This is a genomic window from Spiroplasma phoeniceum P40, assembly GCF_003339775.1.
GTDB classification, from domain to species: Bacteria; Bacillota_I; Bacilli_A; order Mycoplasmatales; family Mycoplasmataceae; genus Spiroplasma; species Spiroplasma phoeniceum.
The window spans coordinates 493,892-513,080 of record NZ_CP031088.1 but is presented as its reverse complement, the minus strand read 5'-3'; the positions used below and the strand labels follow the sequence as shown (position 1 = coordinate 513,080).

Annotated in this window: 19 protein-coding genes and 1 pseudogene; 14 read left to right on the top strand and 6 right to left on the bottom strand. The window is 27.5% G+C overall.

Annotated elements, in window-relative coordinates; translation table 4 throughout:
- Positions 1–16: 16 nt before the first annotated feature.
- Both SDAV_RS03315 and SDAV_RS03310 read left to right on the top strand, forming a co-directional pair.
- Positions 17–1,576, top strand: a complete 1,560-nt coding sequence (locus SDAV_RS03315; RefSeq protein WP_114564536.1) for a VWA domain-containing protein — start codon at positions 17–19, stop codon at positions 1,574–1,576.
- Positions 1,566–2,075, top strand: a complete 510-nt coding sequence (locus SDAV_RS03310) for a dUTP diphosphatase (protein WP_114564535.1) — start codon at positions 1,566–1,568, stop codon at positions 2,073–2,075. The genes SDAV_RS03315 and SDAV_RS03310 overlap by 11 nt, the downstream gene beginning before the upstream one ends.
- Positions 2,076–2,085: 10 nt before the next feature.
- Here the strand turns inward: SDAV_RS03310 and SDAV_RS03305 are convergent, their stop codons facing one another.
- Complete coding sequence (locus SDAV_RS03305) at positions 2,086–2,331, bottom strand: ferredoxin (RefSeq protein WP_114564534.1); 246 nt, start codon at positions 2,329–2,331, stop codon at positions 2,086–2,088.
- 95 nt (positions 2,332–2,426) lie between these two features.
- On the opposite strand from SDAV_RS03305, the gene SDAV_RS03300 reads away from it, so the two are divergent.
- From SDAV_RS03300 to SDAV_RS03265, 9 genes are all read left to right on the top strand, one after another.
- Positions 2,427–3,128: a hypothetical protein gene (locus SDAV_RS03300; RefSeq protein WP_114564533.1), complete on the top strand. Its 702-nt coding sequence runs from the start codon at positions 2,427–2,429 to the stop codon at positions 3,126–3,128.
- A 13-nt stretch (positions 3,129–3,141) separates the two neighbouring features.
- A complete protein-coding gene (gene cmk / locus SDAV_RS03295; protein ID WP_245938503.1) occupies positions 3,142–3,813 on the top strand; it encodes a (d)CMP kinase in 672 nt (223 codons plus the stop codon).
- Complete coding sequence (der, locus tag SDAV_RS03290) at positions 3,814–5,130, top strand: ribosome biogenesis GTPase Der (protein WP_114564531.1); 1,317 nt, start codon at positions 3,814–3,816, stop codon at positions 5,128–5,130.
- 11 nt (positions 5,131–5,141) lie between these two features.
- Positions 5,142–6,152, top strand: a complete 1,011-nt coding sequence (locus tag SDAV_RS03285) for an NAD(P)H-dependent glycerol-3-phosphate dehydrogenase (protein ID WP_114564530.1) — start codon at positions 5,142–5,144, stop codon at positions 6,150–6,152.
- Positions 6,153–6,231: 79 nt separating this feature from the next.
- Positions 6,232–7,200, top strand: a complete 969-nt coding sequence (locus tag SDAV_RS03280; protein WP_114564529.1) for a hypothetical protein — start codon at positions 6,232–6,234, stop codon at positions 7,198–7,200.
- Between the two features lie 102 nt (positions 7,201–7,302).
- Entirely contained in the window at positions 7,303–7,515 is a 213-nt protein-coding gene (locus SDAV_RS13945; RefSeq protein WP_281268836.1) for an HAD family hydrolase, read from the top strand.
- Positions 7,484–8,116, top strand: coding sequence for an HAD hydrolase family protein (locus tag SDAV_RS03275; protein ID WP_334199349.1), 633 nt, complete (start codon positions 7,484–7,486; stop codon positions 8,114–8,116). The genes SDAV_RS13945 and SDAV_RS03275 overlap by 32 nt, the downstream gene beginning before the upstream one ends.
- A 44-nt stretch (positions 8,117–8,160) precedes the next feature.
- The gene (gene gpmI, locus SDAV_RS03270) at positions 8,161–9,738 is read left to right on the top strand and encodes a 2,3-bisphosphoglycerate-independent phosphoglycerate mutase (protein WP_114564528.1); all 1,578 of its coding nucleotides are present in this window, start codon (positions 8,161–8,163) and stop codon (positions 9,736–9,738) included.
- 127 nt (positions 9,739–9,865) lie between these two features.
- A complete protein-coding gene (locus SDAV_RS03265) occupies positions 9,866–10,825 on the top strand; it encodes a CPBP family intramembrane glutamic endopeptidase (protein ID WP_114564527.1) in 960 nt (319 codons plus the stop codon).
- A 142-nt stretch (positions 10,826–10,967) separates the two neighbouring features.
- On the opposite strand, the gene SDAV_RS13015 is transcribed toward SDAV_RS03265, so the two are convergent.
- The 5 genes and pseudogenes from SDAV_RS13015 to def all read right to left on the bottom strand — a co-directional run bounded on the left by SDAV_RS13015 (position 10,968) and on the right by def (position 16,622).
- The gene (locus tag SDAV_RS13015; RefSeq protein WP_245938502.1) at positions 10,968–11,231 is read right to left on the bottom strand and encodes a hypothetical protein; all 264 of its coding nucleotides are present in this window, start codon (positions 11,229–11,231) and stop codon (positions 10,968–10,970) included.
- A gap of 655 nt (positions 11,232–11,886) precedes the next feature.
- On the bottom strand, positions 11,887–13,287 hold the full coding sequence (locus SDAV_RS03255) for an alanine--tRNA ligase-related protein (RefSeq protein WP_114564526.1): 1,401 nt from the start codon (positions 13,285–13,287) through the stop codon (positions 11,887–11,889).
- A 141-nt stretch (positions 13,288–13,428) separates the two neighbouring features.
- Positions 13,429–15,189: a ribonuclease J1 gene (gene rnjA / locus SDAV_RS03250; protein WP_114564525.1), complete on the bottom strand. Its 1,761-nt coding sequence runs from the start codon at positions 15,187–15,189 to the stop codon at positions 13,429–13,431.
- A 168-nt stretch (positions 15,190–15,357) separates the two neighbouring features.
- Positions 15,358–15,939 (bottom strand): annotated as a pseudogene (locus SDAV_RS03245) (peptide deformylase).
- Positions 15,940–16,040: 101 nt separating this feature from the next.
- The gene (def, locus tag SDAV_RS03240; RefSeq protein ID WP_114564524.1) at positions 16,041–16,622 is read right to left on the bottom strand and encodes a peptide deformylase; all 582 of its coding nucleotides are present in this window, start codon (positions 16,620–16,622) and stop codon (positions 16,041–16,043) included.
- Between the two features lie 67 nt (positions 16,623–16,689).
- On the opposite strand from def, the gene rsmD reads away from it, so the two are divergent.
- The 3 genes from rsmD to rsmB are packed head-to-tail and all read left to right on the top strand — an operon-like array spanning position 16,690 to position 19,152.
- Positions 16,690–17,286, top strand: a complete 597-nt coding sequence (rsmD, locus tag SDAV_RS03235) for a 16S rRNA (guanine(966)-N(2))-methyltransferase RsmD (RefSeq protein ID WP_334199348.1) — start codon at positions 16,690–16,692, stop codon at positions 17,284–17,286.
- Between the two features lies 1 nt (position 17,287).
- Positions 17,288–17,863, top strand: a complete 576-nt coding sequence (gmk, locus tag SDAV_RS03230) for a guanylate kinase (protein ID WP_114564522.1) — start codon at positions 17,288–17,290, stop codon at positions 17,861–17,863.
- A gap of 17 nt (positions 17,864–17,880) precedes the next feature.
- A complete protein-coding gene (gene rsmB, locus SDAV_RS03225) occupies positions 17,881–19,152 on the top strand; it encodes a 16S rRNA (cytosine(967)-C(5))-methyltransferase RsmB (RefSeq protein ID WP_114564521.1) in 1,272 nt (423 codons plus the stop codon).
- The last annotated feature ends 37 nt before the right edge of the window (positions 19,153–19,189 follow it).

Sequence of the window (19,189 nt, the reverse complement as noted above, 5' to 3'; positions counted from 1 at the left end):
CAAGGGAGGATTTAATGTGAATCCATATTTAGAGCAAAAAGCGGGAGTTCAACTAGCTAGTAAATTAACAGCATTAAAAAATACGGATTTAGTTAATCCAAGGTTTGCTCTGATGAAAAAAACGAACCGGTGATTAAGTGAAATGTTTGACCAAGCTGTTAATAATTTTTATGATCATCAAATTGAAAATGAAATTATAAAAATTAAGTTAGATTCAAATATCGAAAAAGAAATTTATTTATTTCATTGGATTAAAGTTAATGGTTATGATGGTTTAAAAAAGAATTATGCTTCAACACAAGATTTTTTATTTAAAGTTAATTCACCATTTTATGATCGGCTAAATTATTATCGTTATGAATTTAATAAAAAACAAAACAATAATCCAAATATGTTATTTCGTGATTTTATTGGAATTTGAGAATCCATTTTAATTAAAAGAATTAATGATTATCGTTTTGCAAAAATTGAAGAATTAAGAACAAAGTTTATGCAAGATTTATATAATAAAGTGGAAATTTATAATAAAGCTAATAGTTTATTAAAAACAGTATGAAACTTTTTTGGCAAAATATGAAATCCAGTAGAATTAAAAAAAGGTGTTAATATGTCAGCCATTGATAAATTTGCAAAATTTTTGGAAACTAATCCATCAATTATTGAAATTGCAACATTATTAGGGCGTTTTCAAGGTGAAAGTAATTTAATTGAACAACGAATTTTAGAAGAAATTGTAATAAATTATGAATGAAAACCAATTGGTTCTTCACCAGAAGAAATTATTGGAGCAACTGAATCTAAAGATTTAGAACATATGTTTCCCAACGAATTAGTTTTATTAAAAGATCCAGTTTTAAAATATATTTTTTATAAAAAATATATTGAGGGCAAATTAACAACATTTGAATTTTTATCACAAGATAAAGTTCCCAAAGAACAAATTAAATTACGAACAATTGAAACATATGTTCCTCAAGAAAAAGGGCCAATCATTTTATCAATTGATACCTCTTCTTCAATGCGAGGTAGTCCCGAACAAATTGCCAAAGCTCTTGCTTTAGCAATTGCAAAAATTGCTTTAGCAGAGCATCGTCCTTGCTACATGATTAATTTTTCTAAAAGTTTAGATGTTTATAATTTATCTTCTTTAAAAGATTCACTACCAAAATTAATTGAATTTTTGTCAAAAAGTTTTGCTGGGGATACAGATGTTGAGCCAGCATTAGAACATACTTTAACAGTAATGGATAGTAATGAATATTTTAATGCTGATTTGTTATTAATTAGTGATTTTTTAACTTCTGATTTATCACCTGATTTAATAACAAAGATAAATTTATTAAAACAGCGTCGGAATTGCTTTCATGCTATTGTTATTGGGGCAATGGGTGCAGAAAATATAGAAACAATTTTTAATAATGCTTGAATTTATGACCCACGTGACCCATTTGCTTCAGAACGAATAATTGCTTCGTTAACAGGGCAAATTGTAAAGAAATATGATAAAGTTCCTAATGCAAAAGCAATTTTAGGACAAATGAGAACTGCAAAGGAGATTAGCAAAAATGTTAAGTAACAATACTTTTAATTATTTGTTAGAAAACCAAAAAAAATTAGATAAGCATATTTTAACAAAATTTAACTTAAATGATAATGAAACATTTGAGAAACGAATTTTGGCTTTTTTAGTTGAGTTAGCAGAATTTATTAATGAACAACGTGATTTTAAATATTGAAGTGTCAAGCCGGCTTCAGCAAAAGATATTTTATTAGAAGAATATATTGATGGAATTCATTTTTTAATTAGTATTGGTAATACTTTAACCGTTGACTTTAAAACATATCAATACCATAATGAATATTGTCAGGAAAATATTAATTTAACAAAACTTTATTTAGATTGTTTTGCAGTTGCAACAGAACTAATTAAAAATCAAACATTAGAAGTTTATTTTAAAGTTTTAAATCATTATTTAATAATTGCTGAACAGTTAAAATTTACTGAAGATGATTTACTTACCGCTTATAATAAAAAAAATAAAATTAATTTTACTCGCCAAGAAAATAATTATTAAAAAAATTTTTTTAATCAGTATCAAGACTACTTTTCCGATTTTCTTTAAATTCTTCTAATGTTTTAATAAAAATTGCTGCTGTTGGACACACCATTTGTGCTTCCACTAACTCCTTATCATTATCAATGGTATTTGCAAAACCATCATTATCCATAAAAAATGTTTCAGTTTCATCAATCATAATACAGCTACCACAAGAAATACATAAGTCAGTATTTACATATGTTCTTTTTTTTGATATATCACGATTTGCCATATTTATCACTCCATTATTTATTCACTATAATAATAACAAAAATTTTAATAATAATATATAATTTTAATGTAGTTTAAAAAAGTTGGAGGTTTAACATGGAAACTAGAATGGAGAAATTTGCCCAGCTACGTGAAATTATTAAGAAAGAGATTGAGATTAATCAAGAAATTAATCAAACTAGTCAAGTCATTAATAGTTACATGGCTAAGTTAAACGCTATTGATTATAATTTTTTTGGTAGTGTTAAATCAGATTTTGAACAAGAATTTAGTTGAGAAAAAGTATATTTGGATAAAAACCCAGATGAACAACCATACCCATCTGATTTTAAATATGATTTGCAACAATTGCTAGAACAAGTTGTTAATACAACTAAAGCAACAATTCAAACTAATCAAAAAAATGACCAAGATGCTGGTGATGTTATGCATAATATTTTAATTGCTGAAACATTGTTAAATAAACCAACATATCAAAAATATCAAGCAATTTTAGAAAGTATTTTAGCAGAAAAAATTACTTATCATCGAGTAAGTGATAAAATTCAAGCAGAAAATAGTGATTTTAAAATTAATTCAGCTAATATTGAATTTAGTACAATTGCACATATGCGTAAAAATGATCAACGATCAACAGCAGAAATGCTAAAAGAATCAAGCGCTCTTTTAGAAGAAAAACATAATAATGTATTAGTTGTTTATCGAAAAATAAAACCAGGTTATAAAATGTTATTTAGTACTATGCTTTTGCTTGTTGTTTTATTAGCTATTTGTTTAGTTTTAATCTTTATGTTATAGAAAATAGGAGTAGATGATGAAAATAAATATTGCGATTGATGGCCCCGCTGGTAGTGGAAAATCTTCTGCTGGTTCTGAATTGGCCAAAAAACTAAATTATCAGTTTATTGATACTGGGTTAACTTACCGTGCTTTTACTTATTTTTGTGTAAAAGTTGGAGTTGATTTTACAAATCATCATCAGTTACAAGCGCAATTAACAAACTTTAATTATCAAGTGATTAATAACCGTGTTTATGTCAATGGGAAAGATATTACTGATAAGTTGCAAACTGATCTTGTTCTGGATAATATCAACAAAATTACTGGACTTGATTTTATTCGAGCAGCAATGGTTTGCCTGCAACAAAAATTAGTGATTAAAAAAGGTAATGTTGTTGTTGGGCGAGATATTACTACTGTTGTTCTTCCTGATGCTGAAGTGAAAATTTACTTAACAGCGAGTATTACAGCGCGAGCTAACCGCCGATGAAATCAAAATCAAGAAAACCATATTGTTTCGAATAATTTGGCAGAAATTACTGCTAAATTAAAAGAACGAGATTATGTTGACACTACCCGAGCGGTTGGACCATTAAAAATTGCCCCTGATGCAGTTATTGTGGATAATAGTAAGTTAACATTTGAACAAACGGTAACTAAAATTTATGAAATAGTATGTAATTATAAGAAAGCAGGAAAATAAATGGCAAAAAAAGGAACTGTTGCAATTGTAGGGCGTCCAAATGTTGGAAAATCAACATTATTTAATCGTGTTATTAAAAATCGCCTTGCAATTGTTGAAGATACTCCTGGTGTAACACGCGATCGAATTTATGCTTTCTCAGAATGATTAACAAGAGAATTTTTAATAATTGATACGGGGGGAATTACATTAAATAATACAGCAATGTTTGCACAAGAGATTAAAATGCAAGCAGAAATTGCAATTGCAGAAGCTGATATTATTATTTTTGTTTTATCGTACAAAGAAGGAATTACCCCAGATGATGAAATGGTTGCAAAAATACTATATCGTGCTAAAAAACCGGTTCTTTTAGTTGTTAATAAATATGATAAGCAAGAAAAAGAAAGTGAATTGTATGAAAATATGACATTAGGATTTGGTGAGCCAATTGCTGTATCTGCTACTCATGGAATTGGAATTGGTGATTTATTAGACCAAGTAATTTCTCATTTAGATCAAATTCCAGTTCAACCAAAAACAGAAGGAATTCATTTTTCTTTAATCGGTAAACCAAATGTTGGAAAATCTTCTTTAACAAATGCTATTTTAGGTGAAGAACGAGTCATTGTATCACCAATTGCAGGAACAACAACAGATTCAATTGATACATCATTTAAACGGAATAATCAACTTTATACTGTGATTGATACTGCTGGAATTCGTAGAAAAGGAAAAGTTTATGAAAAATTAGAAAAATATAGTGTTCTTCGTGCTGTTAGTGCAATCGAACGAAGTGATCTTGTTTTATTAATTATTGATGGGACAGTTCCTATTACTGACCAAGATACAAATATTGCTGGTATTGCATTTGAACAAAATAAACCAATTATTTTGGTAGTTAATAAGTGAGATGCGGTAATGGAAAAAGATGAACGGTCAATGAAAAAAATTGAACAAAGTATTCGTGGATATTTTAAATATCTAAATTATGCGAAAATGGTTTTTGTTTCTGCTTTAGAAAAAAAACGATTACATATTTTATTTCAAACAATTGATGAAGTTTATGTTGGTTTAACGCAGCGAGTAAAAACTAGTGTTCTAAATGAAATTTTAGTAAAAGCACAATTGTTAAATCCACCACCAGATTTTAATGGTGGGCGTTTAAAAATTTATTATGCTACTCAGCCTGAAGGTGTTGTACCAACTTTTATTATGTTTTGTAATAATCCAAAATATCTTCATTTTTCTTATAAAAGGTTTCTTGAAAATCAACTTCGAGAATATTTTGGATTTGAGGGAGTACCAATTAAAATATTATTTAGAGAGAGAAAGTAACGAGGAAAATTATGATGAAAAAAACACAAAAAAATATTACTGTTATTGGAACAGGAGCATATGGGACAGTTTTAGCAAATGTTTTGACAGATAATGATCATAACGTTATTATGTATGGAATTGATAAGAAAGAAGTTAATGATATTAACAACGAACATTTAAATCGTCATTTTTTTGGTAATTTAAAAATTAATAAAGAAATTAAGGCCACAACAAATTTTGCTGAAGCAGTTGAAGATGCTGAATATATTATTTTAGGAATTCCTGTTGTTGCTATTAAATTAATAATTGAGAAAATCAATCAAACAGTAATAAAACCAGTTGTTATCATTAATGTTGCTAAAGGATTAGATCCTGAAACACACGAAGTTTTATCAAAATCAATTATAAAATTAATAAATACAAAAATTTTAAAAGCATATGCAGGTATTTATGGTCCAAGCATTGCAAAAGAAGTTTTACAACGAAAACCAACGTGTATTATGGCAGTTTCACAGGATTTAGTAATTGCGCAAGAAGTTCGTGATTTGTTTAATAATGAATATTTTGTTACTTTTGCTAATACGGATGTGATTGGTAGTGAATATGCGGTTGCTTTAAAAAATGCAGTAGCAATTGCCTCAGGAATTTTTAATGGTCTTTATGAATCTGATAATGCTAAGGCATCATTAATTACAATGGGGTTAAATGAGATTCAACTTTTTGCCAAAACAAAAGGAGCTCAAATTGAAACTTTTTTTAACTTTGCAGGATTAGCTGATTTAATTTTAACAACTACCTCAAGTAAATCACGGAATTATTCTCTTGGTTTTGCAATTGCTAAAGTTGATGATGCTCAAAAAGTTTTATCAGAGCAAGTAAAAACAGTAGAAGGTGTTTTAACTTGTAAAACAATTGTGTTAGATGCGCGTGCAAATAATATTACATTACCTTTATTTGAAGCTTTATATGATATTTTATATTATAATAAACGACCAAGTGTAATTATTAATAATGTTTTTACAAAAGCAATATTATCCTAAAATTGCGGCCATTTTTATGTTATAATTATTATACAAAAATAAAGAGTATGTAATTATTGAAGAAATGGAAGGGCATAAAATGAATTTTAAACATTCTTTTGACAATGGTTCAGGCAACAAGCCAGAAAGTAACCAACAGCAAACTTCTTTTAACCAGGGAAATAATTTTAATGTTTCACAACAAAATTATCAACAAAAAGGACCTAATCAAAATTATAATCCAGTAACATCTGGACAGGTCGGACAAAATATTTCGCAACAACAATATTCACCAACAATAAATATTGGTTCACAACAATATCAACAACAAAATGGTAATAGTCAAAATTATAATCAACTTAGTACTAACCAAGGGGATCAATTATCACAACAATATCAACAGCAAAATTTAATGCAACGTCCACCGCAAAATATTGGACCACAGCAATTTAATCAACAATCAAATCTTGGTTCACAGTATCAGCAGCAGAATGGACCTAATCAAAATTATAATCAGCTTAGTAATAACCAAGGAGTTCAATCAGCGTCGCAATATCAACAACAAAATGTAAATGAACAATATTCTCCTAATGTTAGTAATTGAGGACAACAAAATAACCAACAAATAAATACTATGCAAGAAAATTCACAACAATTATCGGGACAAGTAACTCAATCTCAAACGATTGCTGAACGAATTGCTAATATGCAAAATCGTACTTCAATTAAACCATCAGATTTCTTAAATGCCCCAATTGATCCAAATATTAAAGTTGGACTTGGCAAAAATATGAATATTGGAATACCAGGACCACCCGATTTATTTGATGATAAGCAGCAAAAAGGAACTAATAGCAAAAAACATCAAGCAAATATTGAAAAAATTCAATGTCAATGTAAAAATTGTGCAAAGAAAATACGTCCTTGATTAACTGTTTTTATTACTATTTTAATTGTTTTATCGATTTTAGGTGGTTGTGTAGGTGCTATTTATGGTTTTCGTCCGCAATTAAGATATTGACTTTTAAAAGATGAAGTAGCAACTGAAAATGCAAATGCAGTTTTTTAAGGCATAATTCTTGTTTAATAATTTAATTTTTAAACCATATTTAAAAATATGGTTTTTTCTTTTACAATATAATTATGAGATTTTAATAGAAAGTAGGGAATTATGACTAAAATTAAATTAATTGCATTAGATATGGATGGAACTGCTTGTTCCTTTCATCAAGGGATTCACGAGGCCAATATTATGCCAATTATTAAAGCACAAGAAATGGGGGTACAAGTTATTTTTGCAACAGGACGACCAGTATTAACTTCGTTATCAGAAGCTATTAAAGTAAAAATGGATTATTTTCATTCAATACTTTATTGGTTTTAATGGTGCATGTATTTATGATATTAAGACACATACAATTTTTTATCAACAAACCTTGTCTACTTCTCAAGTTAATTTTTTATTCCAATTGGCAAAAAAATATCATAAAAAATTATGATGTTATACTGATTATTTAACCAAAGTTATTGTTAATTTTAATCCTGTTGCTGAAAATAATTCTGAATTAGCATTTTTTTATGGAGAGTTTATTCAATATGATTCTGCATTAACAATTCAAAATAAAAGTTATAAATGTATTGTAATAGATGTTCATGAAAACGACGATTTTATTATTGCAGCTCGTGAGCAAAATATTGAAATTGCAATTGATGCCTCAGGAACAGCAGAAATAAATGCTCAAGAGATTAGTAAATTAGCTGGTTTGAAATGAATTTCACCCCAATGGAATATTGCTTTATCAGAAATGATGGCAATTAGTGACAGTATGAATGATTATTGAATAATTAAAAATGTATGATTGGGAATTGCAATGGAGAATAGTCAAGAACAAATCAAGGCAATAGCAAAAGAAGTAACGACAACCGTTGAAACAGGTGGTTTTGCAAAAATGATTGAAAAATATATTCTCAATAATAGAAAATAATTATATAATTGTTAAGAAAAAAGAAAAAGAGGAGAAATAATAAAATGAAAGTTAAAAAACCAATTTTATTGGCAATTCTTGATGGGTGAGGGATTGCACCTGATTCAAAAGGAAATGCTGTAACACAAGGGCATATGGTCAATGTTGAAAAGCTAAAAGCAAAATATCCATGAGTCTCAGCACATGCGGCAGGAGGATGAGTTGGTTTACCAGAAGGACAAATGGGAAATTCTGCAGTTGGACATATTCATTTAGGAGCAGGTCGCATTAAATATGAATCATTAACTTTAATTAATAAAGCAATTAAAGATGGAACATTTAATCAAAATCCAGAACTTTTAGCTGCAATTAATTTTGCAAAAAAAAATAATGGTGCTTTTCATATTATGGGATTATTTTCAGATGGTGGTGTTCATTCACATTTAAACCATATTTTTGCTGCTTATAAATTAGTAGTACAAGAAGGAATAAAAGAAATTTACTTGCATATTTTTGGTGATGGACGTGATACTAAACCAGAATGTATTAAAATTTATCTTAAACAATTTCAACAATTACAAAACGAATTAAAAGTTGGCGAAATTGCAACCATTGGTGGTCGTTATTACGCAATGGATCGTGATAAAAAATATGACCGAGTGCAGGTTGCTTATGATGTTTTAGTTTCAAGAAAAGGCTCGGAATTTATTGACCCAATAGAATATATTGACCGTGAATATCAAGCTGGCCGTAATGATGAATTTTTAATGCCAGCATATAATATTAATACTCCAAGAGGTTATATTAAATCAGGTGATGCTGTCTTTTTTGCTAATTTTCGTCCTGATCGTGCTATTGCAATAGCTTCGGCTTTAACAAATCCTAATTTTCCGGGTAATGATGCACAAACTTATTTTATGCCAAAATTATATGATATTTATTTTGTTTCAATGATGGAATATGCAGAAACAGTTGCTTCAAAACATGTTGCTTTTAAACCAATTGAAGTTATTAATGGTTTAGGAGAATGATTAAGTAAAAAAGGTTACCGTCAATTGCGAATTGCTGAAACAGAAAAAATTGCTCATGTTACATTTTTCTTTGATGGTGGAAAAGATTATTTTAAAAATGGTCTAGCAACACAAGCCGAAATTACATTACCAGGGGCTTCAGCAGATTTAATTCCATCACCAAAAGTAGCAACTTATGATTTAAAACCAGAAATGTCAGCGTATGAAATTACTGATAAATTAATTGCTGAACTTAATCGAAATGAATTTGATGTTATTATTTTAAATTTTGCAAATTGTGATATGGTTGGGCATACTGGAATCTTACCAGCCGCAATCGAAGCAGTTAAAGCTATTGATGATTGTCTTGGCAAAATTTATGCAGCAATTGAGAAAGTTAACGGAATTATGATTATTACTGCTGACCACGGAAATGCTGAAATTATGATTGATGAAACAGGGGGCCCTAATAAAAAGCATACTTCACAATTGGTTCCAATTATTATTACAAAAGAGGGATTACAATTACGAAAAGATAATGCGGCAATTGCTGATATTGCTCCGACAATCTTAGATTTATTAGGTGAAGAAATTCCCCCTGAAATGACACAACCATCATTAATTATTAAATAAAAGACATTGCAAAATGTCTTTTTTAATAGATGGATTCAAAATTCTGTACCAAATAATTTTAAATTTTAAATGGATTTTTAACTAATTTATTATATAATAAAAAGTAGGATTTAAAGGAGTAATAAAAATGACTAATAATGATAATGTTTATAATCGTAAAAGAGCATGATATGAGTTAAAACCAACATTAGTTGAACGTGCTGCTCCCTTTGATTTTAATTTAGTTAAACTTAAAAATACGGGTTATATTTTTTTAGGAACAGCTATTTTTGCTCCCTTTTTTATTAATATTCTAATTTCATATATGTTTACACATAATGAATATGCTTTAGCAGGGATGAACTTTATTAGTTGGATTATTGTTGCAGTTGGCTCATATTTTGTTATTAGTGGTGCACAAAATCAAATTATGCGATCAGGTGCTATTTACTTTTATTATTTTTATTTTATTCCAAATATTATTGGTTTAGTAATTGGAACCATTGTAAACCAGTTTCATCCATCTGATAGTGTTAAAACAACAATTAATTTATTAACATTAATAATTGTGGGATTGGTGACAATTTTTATTCTTTATCGGTCATCACCATTAATTTTTGAAAAAATTAAATTAACTTTAAAACAAGATTGCAAAAGTCTTTTTGTTGTTTTCTCAATTAGTATTATTGCTGTTTTTTCAATTCATTTATTTTTTGTTTATTTACAATCATTAATAACAGTAACAACTTCAAACAATCAAAATAATTTAATTAAAGGACTAGATAAATGGTGAAATATTGTTTTCTTATTTATCTATACAATTTTAATTGCTCCAGTTGTTGAAGAATTAGCAACTAGACACGGAATTTTTAGTTTAAGTGGTAACAAATGACTTGGATTTGTTGCATCAACAATTTTCTTTGCTGGCATGCATGTCGCTGGAACCGGTGATTGAGAACATTTTATTGGATATATTGGAGCATCATTAACACTAGGAATGCTATTTCTTATTGTTAATGGAAATGTTACATATACCATAATTCCGCATGCTGGTTATAATTGCATTGTTGCCATTTTAATGCTTGCTGCACCAAAATTTTTAGCATAATTAATTTTAAAAAAGCATTAAAGTGCTTTTTATTTTTTTGAAACAAACTTATGCAGATATATATTTAATTAGTTATGTTCTAAGACAATTAATGATTTTCTAAAAAAGATTCTTTAGAGATTTATTTATAGCAATATTATTATTAATCATTATATAATCTAATACCAGTTCCAATTCCCATTCATGTTCCACCGCCGATAGATGAACCTGTAACATTTACTCAATGCTGTGTTAAAACTTGAATATAATAACTATTATTTTCATAATATCAAGTTAAAGCAAACCGTTGACTGCCTTCAAAATATGCATTTCCATATTTAACTCAACGTGCTTGAACTAAAAAATAATTTTCAGGTTTAATTAATTTAGGAATATCTTTGACATCAACAATCTTAGCATTAATCATTTTTTTGCAAGTTTCATTATCACTATGAAAATTATTATATTTATTTAACTTATCACCGTAATATTCAATATTTCCTAATCTAATTTTTGAAAAAAATCACTTTCTTGACCTAAAAACATAATGTATTTGTAATTTATAGGGTTAATTAAGTGAATATTAAATGTATGTCACAATCGTCATCCATCTTTTTTTAAAACCTCAATCATTAAAAACAATATCACATTTATTATCATTGTTTTTATAATATAAATCTAAATTTGATTGTTCCTCTATTATTAATGGTTCTCTTTGCTGGTCTACTAATGAACTGGTGGCAATTATTTTAGACATAGTTCCAAAAACAAAACTCATGGGTGCTAATAAACTAAATATTTTTTTAATTGCATTATTTCCTTTCTGTTTTTTTATTCTTAACAGATTTTTTCATAGTTTATAAAATACTATCTTATTTATTGTGAAAATCATTTTAATTAAATTAATACACTTTTTGATTTATTTACCATTTATAATTATTTTTATATATAACAAAATAATTAATATTAAGTATTATGGAAAGAATTAAATATATAAATAATTTTAATAAAAGATACTAATTATTAAAAAATTTAGTAAACAAATTGTTTCATACAAAAAGATGATATTATATATCATCTTTTTAATCCATTTCTGTTTGTTTGACTGTTGCTATTAAAAGATCTAAAAATGGTTTAATATCATTTTGAAAAGTAAAACTAATAAATAAAGCTGTTCCGCCGCCAGATATTGCAAAGGCATTTTTATTGGTTTGTAAAAAGTTATTAAGATTGATTTTACTTTGATGTTTTTTAGTAAAACTAATGAATCCATATTTTAAGGTTGAATTAATAAAAATTAGTAAGCTATTTTCATATTCTTGTAAAAATTTATTTAATTTATTTCGTATTAGTTCAAGTGTTATTTTTTCATCATTAATAATAATTTCTTTGATTGTTAAATTATTATTAATACTTGTTTCTTTGAATGGAAAAACAGCATTATCAATTGTTTGTAATAATAATTTATATTTTTCTTTTGCAATTTCATTTAATTGTTTTTCTAATTGTTCAATTTCCGTATTTAAACTATTTTTTGCAATTATTGTTGTTGGAATTTCAAAATTAGGTATTATGAAATTAAAATCAGCATCATAACTTTTAATTTTTTTAATACTTTGGTATAAATTATCTTTTTTTTGGTTAATTCAATTAGCAAAATAACTTTCTGTTGCTTCTTTATTTGTTGAAAATTGTATTCGAACTTTCTTTTTATCAACTCAACAATCTCAAATTTCAAAAAAATTAATTTTTTTTAAGTTATTAACATGGGTTCCACCACATAAATCAATTGTTGCAGTTGGAAATTCAACAACACGAACAATTGGATCATATTCAAAATTTGGATGAGCAATTTTTAATTCTCTTGCTTGGTCAATTGGCATTTGATGTTCAATTTTCGCAATGTTATGATTAATTAATTTCTCAATAATTTGTTTACGAGCGATTAAAATAATTTCTAATCAGTTATCAACTTTATTCATTGCTAAGAAAGCATAATCAGTTTTAATTTGAACTGAATCTGTCATATCACCATCATTTAAAATATGCTCAATAATATAAGATAAAATATGTTGGGCTGTATGATTTTTTGTAATTTTAATTCGACGTTCAACATCTATTTTTTGGATTAATACGTCATTAATTTCAATTGTTGTACCATTAGTATTAACAAGATGAAGATATACTTTTTTGTAAATTTGTTTATTTAAGTCAAAAACAGAAATTTTCTGGTCTTTCTTAATTAATATTCCTGTATCAGAAATTTGACCCCCGCCAAGGGCATAAAAAACAGTGTGATCAAAAGCAATAAATCCAATTCCATTTAATGTGGTAACTGGATAACCATTTGCATCAAATAATGCTAAAACTGTTCCAATGTCAGTTGTTTGGTTATAACCAAGAAAAGTGGTAAGGGGAAGATTAACACTATTATTTTGTTTTTTCAAGGTACTTCATAATAATTCAATTTGTTCATTAGTCATAATATATCGGTTCCTCTCTTAATATTAAATTATATGTTATATTTGTAAATTGTAAATAAAGGAAAAGAAAAATTTATTAGGTGAATTAAAAATGATTTTCATAATATATTAAAAAATAAAAGAATATTTTTACATATTCTTTTATTTTTTATTTAAAATTACTGGAATAATCAATGGATTACGACGTTTATAACGGTAAATGAAAGGAGATAATGATTGCTTAATAGCATTTTTAAGAGCGCCAAAAGTTGGTTTTTGGGTTTTTAAAACTTCATTAACTGCTTCGGTTGCTAAACGAATTGATTCATTAATAATATTTCCAGATTCTTTAACATAGAAACTTCCTCTTGAAATAATGCGTGGTGGTGTTAGTAATTGATTATTTTGCGAATCAATTGAAATAACAACAGCAATTAATCCATCTTTTGATAAAATTTCACGGTCACGAACAACAGCGGTTGTTTGCCCTGATAAATCTTTTCCATCAACATAAACAGCTTCAGCTTCAATTCTTTTACCAATTGCTGCTGTTCCATTTAATAGTTCAATTTGATCACCATTAGCACAAATAAAGACATTATCTTTTGGGACATTGACACTAATTGCTGTTTCACCATGTTGGCGAAGCATACGATAGTCACCATGCATTGGCATAAAGTATTTTGGCTTCAATAGGGTAAATAATAATTTTTGTTCTTCTTGTGAAGCATGACCAGACGTATGGATTTGATTTAAAGGACTATTTTCTTGCACAATAGCACCAGCACGAACTAGTTTATTAATAACTCGTTCAACATCAGCTTGATTGCCGGGAATTGGTGATGATGAAAAAATAACAGTATCACCAGGAATAATAGAAATATGTTGATGTTGATTATTTGCAATTCGGGATAATGCTGCCATTGGTTCACCTTGGCTTCCAGTACAAATAATTAATATTTCATTATCTTTATAGTTTTTAGTATCATTAGCTTTAATAAATGCCTTATCAGAAATTTTTAAATGTCCCATTTGACGAATAATTTTAATAATGCGATCTAAACTGCGACCAAACACTAAAATTTTTCGTCCATATTTATTTGCAATTTCAACAATATGTTGAATTCGATGAACATTTGAAGCAAAAGTTGAAATTAAAATTCGCCCCTTAGCTTTAATAAATAATTCACCAATATTTTTAATAATTTTTGTTTCAGTTTGAGTGTAACCCTCAACTTCAGCATTGGTACTGTCAGCCATTAATAACATAACACCTTCTTGCCCCATATTTGCCATTCGTTCAATATCAGCACGATGTCCTAATGGTGTTCAGTCAAATTTATAATCACCAGTTGAAACAACTTTTCCATTTGGAGTAACTACTGAAATTCCAAAGGCATCAGGAATACTATGGTTAACAGCAAAAAAGTTAATTTTAAAGTTTTTTGTTTTAATAACACTCATATTATCAACTTCTTTAACAATTGTTGTTTGTTCCAATTTTGCTTCTTTTAGACGATCACGAATTAAAGCAGCTGCTAATCGTGGTGCATAAATAATTGGAATATTAACTTCCCGTAATAAATAGGGAATTCCACCAATATGATCTTCATGGCCGTGTGTAATAAATAATGCTTTTATTTTTCGTTGGTTTTCTTTTAAATAATTATAATTCGGAATAACAGCATCAACTCCAAGCATTGTTGAACTTGGAAATTTAACTCCTGCATCAAGCATAATTAACTCTTCATCATGCTCGATACAATATGTATTTTTTCCAACTTCTTCTAATCCACCTAAAGCAAACACTTTTGTTGGAATTTTATTTTTAACAACATTTTGGATTGGTTGTTTTGTTACTATACTAGTTGGTTTTGTAACTATTGCTTTGTTTTTACTTGTTTCTTTCTTTTCTTCATTCATTGAAATTATCACCTCATAATTCTAAAATTAACGCATAGTTTTTTCTTTATTAAATTGGATATTATTAAAAAGAAAAAAATTAATTTACTAGTATCCAAGAAATTATAACATAAAGATTAGTAAGATTACCAAAAAAACTTTTGTTTTAAAAAAAGTTAAATATTATTTTTATACAATAATTCAATTACTTTTTTTCATTCAAGGTTCCGTTTTATTAATTAAATTATAATAAAGGTTTCCTTCTAAATGCCCTTGTTCATGTTGAAAAACAATTGATTCAAGGCGACGGGCAGTAATTGTTACTTGTTGTTGTTTTAAATAATCATAACCTTCAACAATAATCTCAAAACTACGGGGAACAAAACCTTATTGGTTATTCCTAACACTAAAACAAACTTCGCCTTCTTCTATACAAGCTATTTGTTCACTTTTTCCAATAATTTTAGGATTAATCATTGCATGTTCAATTATTTTTTTATCTACTGTTTCAGCAGCTGTCTCTTCAATTCGAATATAATACATTTTAAGATTATGCCCAATTTGAGGAGCGGATAAACCAACAGCTGGTTTAATCTTATTGGGATTATTTTTTTGGGGAGTATGCGAATATCTTACAAAATCAATTAATTTTTGCATTACAATTTCATTTTCGGGTGTTAAGGATACAGACACATCAATTGATGGTTGCCAAATTGATGGAGTGTTATCCAATACTAATCAGTCATGAGTTGGTACTTCATTTTGTAGCATTAAAAATAACCTCTGATGCGATTTTATCATAAGAATTAAAATAAGAAAATATAATTACTATTTAAAACTAAATAAAAACTGGTATTACCAGTTTTTATTTTTTATAAAATAATTCAATTACTTTTTTTCATTCAAGGTTCGGTTTTATTAATTAAATCATAATATAATTTACCTTCTAAATGTGCTTGTTCGTGTTGAAAAACAATTGCTTCATAACTACGGGCAGTAATTGTTACTTGTTGTTGTTTTAAATAATCATAACCTTCAATAATAATTCGAAAACTACGAGGGACAAAACCTTCTTTATCACAATTAACGCTTAAACAACCTTCGCCTTCTTCTATACAAGCTATTTGTTCACTTTTTCCAATAATTTTAGGATTAATCATTGCATGTTCAATTATTTTTTTATCTCCTGTTTCGTCATCTGTCTCTTCAATTCGAATATAATACATTTTAAGATTATGTCCAATTTGAGGAGCAGCTAAACCAACAGCTGGTCTAATTGTATGACCACTATTTTTTTGCGGATCTTGGGAATATCTTACAAAATCAATTAATTTTTGCATTACAAGTTCATTTTCAGGTGCTAATGGTAAAGAGACATCAATTGATGTTTGTCGAATTGACGGTGTATCATCAAATACTAGTCAGTCTTTAGTTGGTATTTCATTTTGCAACACTAAAAATCACCTCTTAAAAAATTATAACATATTCAGCAATTATTAAAGAAAATTCTAAAGTTTTAGTATAATAAAAAAAAGAAAGAAAAGGGTTAAGAAGATGCGCGTAATTAGTGGAAAATATAAGGGTTATCAAATTAAAACATTAGTTGGAATAAATACCCGGCCAATGACGGCACGTGTTAAAGAAGATACATTTAATATTTTAGATAATTATTTTATTTATGAAAATAAAATTGGATTAGATATTTTTGCTGGAAGTGGTCAATTAGGAATTGAAGGGTTATCACGTGGATTACAACAATGTTATTTTAATGATTCGCACCAATGTGCTTCCAAAATTATTGAAACTAATTTAAATAACTTAAAAATAAATAATGCAAAAGTATTAAATTATGATTATAAAGTTTTATTAAATTGAATGATACAACAGAAAGTATTAATTGATATTTTATTTTTAGACCCACCTTTTAAGCAAATTGAGTATTATTATGATATTATTACTATAATATTGAATAACAATATTATCAATAACTATGGAATAATAGTTTGTGAATCAAATCAAATGTTGTCATTTGATCAATTTAATTTAGTTATGTTACGTTGTAAAACATATAAAAAAAAGTATTTGTATATATTAAGATTAGAAAAAGGAGAACGTTAATGTGCAGAAAGAGGGTTTTTTAATTATTTTTTCTGGCCCATCAGGAGTCGGGAAAGGGACAATATGCCAAGAACTTTTTAAGTATGAGGAGTTGAATTTGGCTTATTCAGTTTCAATGACAACAAGAACAAAAAGGCAGGATGAATTTGAAGGGGTAAATTATTTTTTTGTTGACCGACCAACATTTGAAGCTGCAATTCAAAATGATGAATTATTAGAATATGCTGAATTTGTCGGTAATTATTATGGTACGCCGAAATCATATTGTATTGAACAAATTAATAATGGAAAAAATGTTTTATTAGAAATTGAAGTACAAGGTGCAACACAAGTGTTACAGAAAGTAACTGATGCAGTTTCAATTTTTTTAATTCCACCAAGTTTAGAGGAATTAGAAAAACGAATTCGAGGCCGAAAAAGTGAACCCGAAGAAGTATTACAAGCACGATTAGCAAAAGCAGCTGATGAACTTTCATTGCAAAGTAATTATAATTATGTTGTGGTAAATAACACTGTAGAACAATCAGTTGCAGAAATTAAAACAATTTTAGAACAAGAAATTGCTAATCGTTCGTAAGTTTAAAGGATTAAAAAATGCAAGCAAGAGAAATAGCATGAAATATCTTATGAAAAATTTTTTCAAAAAACAAGTTTAGTAATCATTTATTATCAAATATTGTAGAACAAAATGATGATTTTACTGACCAAGATAAAACTTTAATTTATCGAATTGTTTATGGTACTTTAAAAAATAAATTGTATTTAGAATATATTGCTAATCAATTTATTGAATCCAAAAAAACTAATCAAAAATTACAAGTTTTATTATGAATGAGTATTTATCAATTTCGTTTTTTAGATCGTATCCCTAATTATGCAATTGTTAATGAAGCTGTTAATATTAGTAAAAATCTAAATCCAAAGTATGCTGGTTTTATTAATGCTACGTTAAAAAAGATTTTTGTCAGTAAAGATGAGATTTTTGAAATTAATATTGCTTATGAAACAAAAAAATTAAGTATTAAATATAGTTTTCCATCATCATTATATTTAATTCTTCGTAATGAATATAGTGAAGATATTGCTCAGCAAGTAATGGTTGATAGTTTAACAATTCCAAAACTTTCATTTCGCGTTAATACCCTAAAAATTAATCGAGATGAATTATTAGCTCAATATTCAAATTATAATTTAACAAAAAGTTTAGTATCTTCTGTAGGTGTCATTGCCGATAAACCAGTTGTTAATTCAGAAATGTTTAAAAAAGGTTTAATTTTTATTCAAGATGAAATGAGTATGCGCATTGCAGAAGTATTAAATCCTCAAGAAACTGATCGCGTGTTAGATATGTGCAGTGCACCGGGTGGTAAAACAACACATTTAAGTCAAATAATGAACAACAAAGGGATTATTGATGCATATGATATTAGTGAAAAGAAGATTAATTTAATTAAAATGAATGCTAGTCGATTAGGAATTACGAATATTTATCCACATTTATTAGATGCTAGAAAAATTAATCCTGAAATTAAATATGATAAAATTCTTTGTGATGCCCCCTGCAGTGGTTTAGGGGTAATTAAACGAAAACCAGAAATTAAATATCATACTTTGACTAATCAAGAATTAGCAAATTTAGTTGAGATTCAAGAACAATTATTAGATAAAGCTTATCAATTGTTAAAACCAGGTGGAATTTTGGTTTATTCTACTTGTACTTTTGGTGGATATGAAAATACTGTTCAAATCCGCAATTTTTTAGCAAAACATCCGGATTTAAAAATTATTGCAACAGAACAAATTTTTGGTTATGAAAATAATACTGATGGATTTTATTATTGTAAAATTAGAAAAAAAGATAAGTAATTATAAAAACTATGTAAAATATATATAAATAAAAGAA